Source organism: Rhodopirellula sp. JB055, assembly GCF_043100905.1.
Taxonomy (GTDB): domain Bacteria; phylum Planctomycetota; class Planctomycetia; order Pirellulales; family Pirellulaceae; genus Rhodopirellula.
The window spans coordinates 1-6,647 of sequence record NZ_JBICHO010000280.1 but is presented as its reverse complement, the minus strand read 5'-3'; the positions used below and the strand labels follow the sequence as shown (position 1 = coordinate 6,647).

3 protein-coding genes and 2 pseudogenes are annotated in these 6,647 nt (G+C 56.9%); 4 read left to right on the top strand and 1 reads right to left on the bottom strand.

The annotated features are described in order from the left end of the window. Together ACF8AM_RS11350 and ACF8AM_RS11345 are read left to right on the top strand one after the other, a co-directional pair. Positions 1-1,542: pseudogene (locus ACF8AM_RS11350) on the top strand (hypothetical protein); the annotation flags it as partial. Positions 1,543-1,724: 182 nt separating this feature from the next. After that, complete coding sequence (locus ACF8AM_RS11345) at positions 1,725-2,885, top strand: transposase (protein ID WP_392555745.1); 1,161 nt, start codon at positions 1,725-1,727, stop codon at positions 2,883-2,885. A 269-nt stretch (positions 2,886-3,154) separates the two neighbouring features. On the opposite strand, the gene ACF8AM_RS11340 is transcribed toward ACF8AM_RS11345, so the two are convergent. Then, positions 3,155-4,780, bottom strand: a complete 1,626-nt coding sequence (locus tag ACF8AM_RS11340) for an arylsulfatase (RefSeq protein ID WP_392555744.1) — start codon at positions 4,778-4,780, stop codon at positions 3,155-3,157. Positions 4,781-5,071: 291 nt separating this feature from the next. Here ACF8AM_RS11340 and ACF8AM_RS11335 point away from each other — a divergent pair, with 291 nt between their 5' ends. Both ACF8AM_RS11335 and ACF8AM_RS11330 read left to right on the top strand, forming a co-directional pair. After that, the gene (locus ACF8AM_RS11335) at positions 5,072-6,271 is read left to right on the top strand and encodes a serine hydrolase domain-containing protein (protein WP_392555743.1); all 1,200 of its coding nucleotides are present in this window, start codon (positions 5,072-5,074) and stop codon (positions 6,269-6,271) included. Then, a pseudogene (locus ACF8AM_RS11330) lies at positions 6,268-6,647 on the top strand (6-O-methylguanine DNA methyltransferase); the annotation flags it as partial. The gene ACF8AM_RS11335 and the pseudogene ACF8AM_RS11330, both read left to right, overlap by 4 nt.

The following is a 6,647-nucleotide window of genomic DNA, read 5'->3' as shown; positions in this document are numbered from 1 at the left end:
TTGGGGATGCCCAACGCTGCTTCGATTGCTCAGACCAACGCGATTGCGAACCGGATCGGCACGCCTCCCACCGAAACGTTTGCTTGGCAACCGATGTGGCGTGAGGTTGCCGACGCGATGGCAGACGCTCCATCGGCCATCATCGTTCGTTCCACCCGCTCGTTGGCTTCCGGTGAGACGCTGGACCAAAACCGAGGCATGGCAATCAGCTTCATCAATCGCTTTGTCGCCTCCTTGGAAAAATGGGTCGCCACTGGCACGCCTGATATCACGCCAGTGCCCGTCGGACCTCACTACACCGCGCATCGATTGACCAGCGGTTCGACCACGTTTCTGATTTGCACATCCGCGATGGTTCGCGGAACACGTGTGATGAGCGGTGACGGCAAGACGCTACGAATTGATTTGCCCGCTTACGAACAAGGCAAACTGATGTGGCGATTGACGCACTTCGCCGCCGAACGGATCGAACCTGAAACAACCGCTCAAGGCACTTCCATCGAGATTGTGTCACCGGATGTGGTGGAAGTCATCGCGATCAGTGACCAGATCGCAGACGGCGGTGAACTGGCAACCTCGCTTTCGAGATATTCCCAGCAAGCCTCCTTGGACCGCTGGCAGTTGGCTCGTGATTCCATTGAGCAGTCCGGCACTGCATGGGCACGTGCCGTCGCCGCCCGCGCTGTTTCTCGCGATGCCCCGAATGACCTGCTCGAAGTGGCTCGCAGCACGATCAACAACTCCGAGCGAATGGTTCGCAGCAACGACTCCCAATCGGCCTTGCGATTGGCAGCGAGGGCCGACGCCTGGAGCATGAAAGCCAACTGGATGCTCTGCGATGCTTTTCGCGAAGACCCATACGGGATTGTCAGCAGCCCGCCGTTGGATTCGAGCAACTTTGAAACCCAGATCACTTGGTCGCCGCTCTTGAACTCTGGGTTGGCCACATCCTCCGTCAGCAAGCTGCCACCGATCGGTGACATCCACGGTCGCTCTCGCTGGGGAGTCAACCTACTCAGCGGCGGCGGGATGGACCGTCCCGACAGTCTGCAAACCGAGGGCTGGACCTTTGGACGCCGGCACTCAGAGTGGGCCGAGACCACCGCTGAGTGCGTTGACCGAGGAGTCTTCCACGGAACAGGAGCGTTGGCCGTTCGCGTGATCCCCAAACGCGATGACGCGTTGCCAGGCGGGTACGAAGGAACGGCGCTGTTGGTCCGCAGTCCCCCGATCTTTGTCGAGCCCCATCGAGCTGTCCGGATCGACGCCGTCGTTCGCACCCTCGGCTTTGGTGGCCCGCACCAAGGGTTGTTGATGTACGACTCTCTCGGCACGCAGGAACTGGGCGTGCTCATTCGAAATCGCCCTGACTGGACCCCCGTCACGCTCTATCGTCAAACCGTCAACGACGACCCGATCCACGTCATGTTTGAAGTTCTTGGCGGCGGTGAAGCGATCATTGATGAAATCCAAGTCCGAGCATGGGAGACCGACGCCAACCCACTCCCCGCGATGCGTCCCATCTCCCACACGCAGCAGTAGCCCCCACAAAGCCGACCAAGCGTCCTCTTCCCGTACGGTGCCACCCACCTATCCATCCTGGATCATTCCTGAAAGGTGCCAACCACTATCCTAGATGGTGCCAGCCACCATTCAGTTGACTTTGCTGCGGCGATGCATACGATGCCCTCGACTTCCAATCCATCTGGAGAGAGAGCAGTGCGATGCCGAGGCCCCAACGATGCGAACAATTTGATCCCCGAGAAGTTGGGATCGTGCACGTGGTCCAGCGATGCGTTCGCAGAGCCTTCCTCGCAGGTGTCGACCAAGCCACGGGCCAAGACTACTCGTTCCGCAAAGAATGGATTCGCCGGCGAATGGAAGCCCTGGCGTCCGTGTTCGCCGTCGATGTTCTTTCGTACGCTGTGATGAGCAATCACATCCATCAGATTCTCCGCAATCGGCCGGATGTCTGTGCGCAGTGGAGCGACGAGGAGGTCGCGATTCGCTGGCTGCGGGTGTTTCCCGGTCGACGCCTCGAAGAACACTTGGCCGAGCCCACTGAAAACGATGTTCAGATGCTCGTTCGCGACAAAGAACGACTGGCCGAAGTCCGCCTCCGACTGTCAGATATCTCCTGGTTCATGAGAGCCCTGGCAGAACCGATCGCCCGAATGGCAAACAAACAAGACGAGTGTACCGGCCGATTTTGGGAAGGACGCTTTAAAGCACAAAAAATCGTCGATGAAGCGGGGCTGCTCGCGTGCAGCATGTATGTCGACTTGAACCCGGTCCGCGCAGCGATGACGGCAACGCCAGAGTCCAGCCCGCACACCAGTGCCTTCGACCGGATCGAAGCTCGTAAGGGCGAGCGGATCCCATCCGCTGCGTTTGATCTGAAACCAATCCCAACCGACGAAGCCGGACGTCAAATCCGCGAGACGCCCGTCGAGGCTCTTCAACGAGAGCAAAAAGCCAAACGCCGCAATCCGACCGGGAAGCGAATCCGCCGAGACGAATGGTTGAGCCCACTGACGATGAGCGAAACTGAACTCACGAACGAACCGCAAGTCCACACGAACGGGTTCCGCAGCAGCGACCGCGGGTTCCTGAACATCCGCTGGAGTGACTACAAACGGTTGCTCGATTGGACCGCTGCACAAGCCATCGCCGACGAAGCAGCAAAATTGCCCGAGCGTCTGGCTGCTACCCTCACTGAAATCGGGATCGACGCCTCCATGTGGCGAGCTCTGGTGTGGGATTGGCAGAAGTACTTTGGCAAATCCAGTTGTGTTGGGCGTCCCGAGTCGATGAGAGCGGATGCGGAACGCACCGGCCGGCACCACCACCGCGGCCAGGTCCAGGCAGCGGCCTGTTTCGGCTAACCTGCCTTGGCAGCAACCGCCCAACATCGCTGCGGCTCCATGACTCGACAGAACAGTGAAGGTCAACTGTTCATCGCGGCTGCGCACACGCGGCCGAACTCGCGAGTCCAACACCCCGAAGCGTGCAACCAAGCCCGCGGCTACGCTCGAAAACCGAGCCCCCCAATCCACCGCCTGCCCGACCAAGTGTCTACATCACCCGATCCGCAAGGTGGCTGGCACCATATGGACAAGTGGCCTCGCTTGACTGATCGCTTGACGAAGCTTCGCTACTCGTGCTTCTTTAGCTCTTGATACATGTTGTATCGTTCAGGAAACAGCACGTCCGTCTTGGTCGCCCAGGCTTCCCAAGCAGCCACCATCCGATCACGACGCGCCGGGTCGGTCGCCGCAAGGTCATTCAATTCCGTCCGGTCTTCGGAGATGTTGTAAAGCTCCCAAGGCTTCTTGTATTCGCGAACCAACTTCCAGTCACCATCACGCATCGCTGCGTTGCCTTCGTGCTCAAAGAAGATCGGAGTAACATGGATTGGCTGTTTCGCTGACTGGGAATCACCAGTCAACACGTTCGCAAACGAACTGCCCTGGCATGCAGGAACATCACCAGGCATCTCCGCGTCTGCCAACTCCACACACGTCGCCATGATGTCAGGCAAGTAAGCCGGTTGCCGAACAAATGTGTTGCGACGCGACTCAGGAATGCCCGCAGGCCAATGGGCGATTAGAGGTGTGTTCGCACCGCCCTCATGCAAAAAATGCTTGTACAAACGAAAGGGAGTGTTGCTGGCATTGGCCCACGCGAGACCTTGCCGCACGCCGTTGGTCGTTTCAAGAGGAGGGTTGCGAACCATGTTCTCATCGCCGAATCCCAAACGCCCACCTTCCTGACAAGCCCCATTGTCAGACAAAAATAGAATCAACGTGTTTTCGTACTGGTCGATCGACTTCAAGTGAGCGACCAACTTCCCGATGTTTTGATCGATGTTGTCAACGCATCCAGCGTACGCCGCCATGATCGCGTCCAAGTCATCGCGTTTCTTGGGCTTCAATGACTCCCAAGCCGGTCCAACATGTGGCGCAGGCTGCACCGAGTCATCAAACAACCCCAACTCACGTTGTTTGGCAAAACGCTTCTTCATCAAAGCTTCCCAGCCATCTCGGTAGCGACCGCGATACTTTTCGAAATCTTTGACCTTTGCATTCAGCGGCCAATGCGGGGCGTTGTAAGCCAGATACAGAAAGAACGGTTTTTCATCCCTCTTCGTCGCATCACTGATGTACTGGCAAGCGATATCAGTGAAGGCATCCGTCGCATAAAACCCCTCTTCGGTTTCCACGTTCTTGTTCCCGTCGGTCATCCCGCGATCACCGCCCGGTTTGAAATAATTGAACGCGCCGCTGATACCGCCATAGAAACGATCAAACCCTCGCTGCATCGGCCAGTCATTTTGATTGACATGACCCAGGTGCCACTTCCCTGTCATGAAGGTGTGATAGTCTTTCGACTTCAACACCTGAGGAATCGTCACACAGGTTTCATTCAAATGCCCCTGATACGCCGGCGGCGCGTTGAGCACTTTGCCCGGAGGAGCTGTCATGTGGCCGATGCCAACCTGATGAGGATGAAGCCCAGTCATCAAACTCGCTCGGGTCGGACAACAACGGCCAGAGTTATAGAACTGAGTGAACCGCAATCCATCCTCCGCCAACGCGTCAATGTTCGGCGTTTCGATTTCGCCTCCATAGCACCCCAAGTCGGAATACCCCATGTCGTCCACCAACACGACCACAATGTTGGGCGGCGAAGTCTCGGCGGCACTCGATTGCAAGGATCCAATTCCAACCGACAAACAAACAAAAAGAACAAGGCGGAATGCCATGGCAACACGATTCATGCTGACTCAATCGAGAGGGGGTGAGTGGGGAGGGACGTCCGACGACGCACAGAACGGTCAACCCAAGCAACACATCCATCTCACAAAGGTTTCAACCCTTCACATACTTCCGAATCAACAACGATAAAATGAGGCTCGTTCGAGCGGTTGCTGCGATGCAATCTCCGCCGAACACGTGCACCCAACCCATCGCGTCGATCCCGTCGGGCCCATCATTGTAGACTATCCCCGAATCAGATTCTTTGTCACACATCCGTTTCTTTCCCACCTACGAATCTTCCTGCCGACATCATGATCCGAATCCTAGCTCGCTTCGCTGCCGTCCTAGCCTGGGCCACAGCACCCTTTGTCTCCGTTTCCGCGGAAGATTTCCCAGCAGACAAGATAAAACGCCTAGTCGAAGAAAGCATCCAAACTGAAAAGTGCCCCGGCGCCGTTGTAACAGTGGGCTTTGACGGCGAAACCATCTACCAAGCAGCATTCGGAAATCGAGAGATTGAACCACAACGCAAACCCATGAAAGTCGACACGATCTTCGATATGGCGTCACTCACCAAACCGATCGCGACGGCCACCAGCGTGATGATCTTGGTCGACGAAGGCAAACTGTCACTCACCGATCCAGTCAGCAAGCACCTGCCTGAATTCGCCGTCCACGACAAAGATTCCGTCACCGTCGAGCACCTTTTGCTACACACCTCTGGATTGATCCCCGACAACGGGATGTCGGACTACCAAGGCACGCACGCAGAATCGATCGCCAACCTGATGTCACAAAAGCTTCGCAGCCCACCGGCAACCCGCTTTCGCTATTCCGATGTCGGCTTCCTGGTCCTCGGTGAACTTGTCCATCAAGTCTCCGGCATGCCGCTGGACCAGTTCGCTCAAAAACGAATCTTTGAGCCCTTGCAAATGAGCGAAACGGGCTATCGTTCGATCGGTGACAATGACGAACGCTGTGCCACCACACAACAACGCGACGGCCACTGGATGCGCGGCGAAGTTCATGACCCTCGCGCGTACGCCTTGGGCGGAGTCGCCGGTCACGCGGGACTGTTCAGCACCGCCGACGACCTGTCCCGATTCGCCAACGCGATGGCAAATGGCGGCCGAAAAAATGAAGTGAGTCTCTTCTCAAAGTCGACCTTTGACGCGATGACATCCCCCATCGAAGTGCCCGGGAAATCTGCCGATCAGGTTCAGTTCCGAAGCCGAGGCTGGGACAAGCGATCGGCTTACTCTTCCAACCGTGGCAAAACCATGACCGACGCGGCGTTCGGACATGGAGGCTTCACCGGCACCGCCCTGTGGATCGACCCAGAATTGAAACTGAGTGTCATCTTCCTCAGCAATCGCGTTCACCCTCACGGAAAAGGCTCCGTCAATTCGCTCGCTGGCGAGATCGGAACCATCGCCGCCGACTGGGCTGCGGAACAACTTGCGACGCCAAAGGATTCCGCCGCACGGAAACAAATCTCGAGCGACCAATGACGCATTCATCCAATCCACAACAAACAAGCGACTTACCTTTGAAGTTTGCAATTGGCGCCTGCTCACTCGGGCAAGTCTTGATCGCAGGATTTGAAAGTGCCGAATCAAAAGACAAGGTTTGCTTTCTATCTCTCGGTGATGAACGGACCACCATGCGTGATGAGTTGTCTGCTGCTTATCCCGATACAAGACGGATCGAAACGAAGGCTGCGTTCTGCGCCGAACTGGCAACCGTTGTCGAGTTCATTGAAAAACCAGCAGAACCGCTTCGCTTGCCTCTCGAGCTCGACGGCACCGATTTTCAGATAAAAGTCTGGACCGCACTCGCACAAACCCAGCCCGGCGAAGCGATCACTTATCGCGAACTGGCCATCCG

What these genes read in the sequence shown, in the direction of transcription:
- ACF8AM_RS11345 (WP_392555745.1), top strand. Translation starts at nt 1,725, where the DNA reads ATGCCGAGGCCCCAACGATGCGAACAATTTGATCCCCGAGAAGTTGGG.
- ACF8AM_RS11335 (WP_392555743.1), top strand. Translation starts at nt 5,072, where the DNA reads ATGATCCGAATCCTAGCTCGCTTCGCTGCCGTCCTAGCCTGGGCCACA.
- ACF8AM_RS11340 (WP_392555744.1), bottom strand. Translation starts at nt 4,780, where the DNA reads ATGAATCGTGTTGCCATGGCATTCCGCCTTGTTCTTTTTGTTTGTTTG.